Raw genomic sequence first — 2829 nt, forward strand, 5'->3', positions numbered from 1 at the left:
GAGAGCTCTTTTATAAGTTCATGAACCGGGCGTTCTGACATAGGAGTGAAGGGTTTTCGTTAGCTGAATCTTCCCGTGATATAATCTTCGGTCATCGAATCCTTGGGATTGGTGAAGAGCTGTGCTGTTGAAGCGTGCTCAACCAGTGACCCCTCATAGAAAAACATGGTGTAATCCGATACCCGTGAGGCCTGCTGCATGTTGTGTGTGACAATCATGATGGTATAGCTGCCCCGAAGCTCCTGGATAAGATCCTCGATTTTCGCCGTAGCTTTCGGGTCAAGCGCCGAGGTTGGCTCGTCAAGCAGCAGCACTTCAGGCTCAACAGCAAGCGTACGGGCAACACAGAGTCGCTGCTGCTGGCCTCCGCTGAGACCGAGGGCGTTCTTGTCGAGCCGGTCGCACACCTCGCTCCAGAGCGCAGCTTTTTTAAGACTCCGCTCTACAATATCTCCGAGCGTTTTTTTGTCATTGATGCCATGCAGGCGGGGGCCGTAGGCGATATTGTCAAAAATGGATTTCGGGAAGGGATTGGGTTTCTGGAAAACCATTCCCACCTTCTTGCGCAACAGCACCTCATCGGTATACTTGCCATAAACATCGGCATTGTCAAAGAGCAGGGCTCCGGTAGTATGACAATTTGGAATCAGATCGTTCATCCGGTTTATGGAACGTAAAAAAGTGCTCTTGCCACATCCGCTCGGCCCGATTATGGCCGTCACATATTTTGACAGAATGTCGGCACTCACTCTCTTTACCGCCTCAAACTCACCGTAGTAGATCGAAAACTCTTTTGCTACAATGTGTGGGGTCCCTCCACCGGTTATCTTTTTCCGGGCCGGAGGCAGATAAATCTCCCTGGTGGATTTCTTTACCGGCACATCCGGAGATGTTACCGTAACATCATCTGTCATGGGCATTATTACTTTAGCCTTTTAATTTTTTGGAGATACGGGCTCTCAATACAATCGCCGAGAGATTCAGGAGCAGGACAATGCTGACCAGCGCAAGCACCATACCGTACTGGACATGACGGATCTGGGCGGCAGCTTCATGCTCGCTGGCAAGGTTGTAGATGTTCCATGAAAGCGCCGGCGTCGGAGTGGAGAAGACATCGGCCAGACCGATTGCAGAACCGACACTGACCGCTGCCGTAAAGATAATCGGGGCGGTCTCGCCCGCAGCACGGCCGAGACTGATCACCCCACCGGTCAGAATTCCGGGAAGCGCTGCCGGAAGAATCACCGTGGCGATGGTGTTCCATTTGGTTGAACCAAGGCTGAGCGATGCTTCACGATAGGTTTTCGGTACGGCAAGTATCGCCTCTTCAGCAGCACGGATAATGGTCGGCAAAATCATGATGGCAAGCGTAAGCGACCCGGCAATCACACTTTTGGATTCGGACACCTTCAGGGTGTTGATAAAAAAAGCAAGACCGAACATGCCGAACACAATACTCGGCACACCGGCAAGGGTGCTGTTGGCGCTGCGCAGCATGCTGTTGAAAAAGCCGGGTTTGGCATATTCGGTAAAGTATACCGCCGCAACAACACCAAGCGGGAAGGCAAAGAGCATGGCGCCAACGGCAAGGAAAAAAGTACCCTGAATTTCCGGCCAGATACCGCCGAAAATATGGGAGTCAACCGAGCTGTCGGTAATGAATCCCCAGTAAACCGTGAACTCCGGCAACAGCATGTTTGACATGTTTTCCCTCACATAGGGAAAGAGCTTGACTAGCGAGGTGCCTGTAAAGCTCTCACTGCGGTTTGCAAAGTACTCTTTCGACATGGCATTGGGATCGGAGTTGTCCCATTTGGTCTCATAGAGCAGGTCGTGCAGCTTCTCCCCGGCTTTCTCCCACCTTGTCTGACCGTACTTGAAGCGGGTCAGCATCGGTTCAGGGTCTCCCGGCAGCGGACCGAGCAGTGCCTGAACAGCGGTTTTGACCTGGCCGTATTTCGGGCGGTATTCATCCTGGCGCTCAGGCGTCATCTCTGCCATTTCACTCTCGAACCCGGCAAGCATCTCGTAAACCTTTGCCCGGTATCGATCGGATCGTGCTGTCTGGGCCGCAAGTTCCTGACTGTCACCCCGCTTGAACTCACTCAGCAGCATTTTGCGGTGCTCAATGGTGCCGGTAAAAAATACCGCACCGATACCATTGGTGACAATCGGCACAAGCACAACCATCAGGGCGAGGGCCATAATGACAATGGAGCCGATGCCAACAGCAGTAAACGAACGATCCAGCAGTTTCCTGGTTCCGAGATTCATAACAACAGGGTTAAATGAGCAAAATGCACCGGCGATGATCTCCAGAGCCTACTGGCCGGAGAGGATTTTGCGCTGACGCACCACAATTCTTTCACTGACGAGATTACAGATAAAGCTGATCACCAGAAGCAGCAGCCCCATGGCAAAGAGTACATGATAGCGGGCTGAACCGGTTACCTGGTCGGCTTCGCCCATGTCGCCGGCAATGGTCGCGGTCAGGGTTCTGATTGCTTCAAGATAGTTGAACCACGGTTCGGGAATGTGGGCCGAGTTGCCGGATGCCATCCAGACAACCATGGTTTCACCGAGTGCACGCATGACTCCAAGAATGACGGCGGCAAGAATACCGCTGCTTGCTGCAGGAAGAATGGTCTTTACAATCGTCTCGGCCCTGGTGGCTCCGAGCGCATAACTGCCCTCGCGAATATCTCGCCCGACCGCCTGAAGCGCATCTTCGGAAACACTGACAATGGTCGGCAGTGCCATAAAACTCAGAATGATGGAGACGTTCAAGGCATTGGTACCGGTCAGAATCTCAACGGCATGGAGAAGGGT

The 2829-nt window shown here is 52.8% G+C and carries 3 protein-coding genes; all 3 read right to left on the minus strand.

Annotated elements, in window-relative coordinates:
* Nucleotides 1-59: 59 nt before the first annotated feature.
* Nucleotides 60-920: a phosphate ABC transporter ATP-binding protein PstB gene (pstB, locus tag G9409_RS11915; protein WP_208019734.1), complete on the minus strand. Its 861-nt coding sequence runs from the start codon at nucleotides 918-920 to the stop codon at nucleotides 60-62.
* A gap of 7 nt (nucleotides 921-927) precedes the next feature.
* A complete protein-coding gene (gene pstA, locus G9409_RS11920) occupies nucleotides 928-2274 on the minus strand; it encodes a phosphate ABC transporter permease PstA (RefSeq protein ID WP_166808970.1) in 1347 nt (448 codons plus the stop codon).
* Between the two features lie 48 nt (nucleotides 2275-2322).
* Nucleotides 2323-2829: PstC family ABC transporter permease (locus tag G9409_RS11925; protein ID WP_166808971.1), on the minus strand; the 507-nt coding region annotated here is incomplete at its 5' end.

It is taken from the genome of Candidatus Chlorobium masyuteum (assembly GCF_011601315.1).
Classification (GTDB): Bacteria; Bacteroidota; Chlorobiia; order Chlorobiales; family Chlorobiaceae; genus Chlorobium; species Chlorobium masyuteum.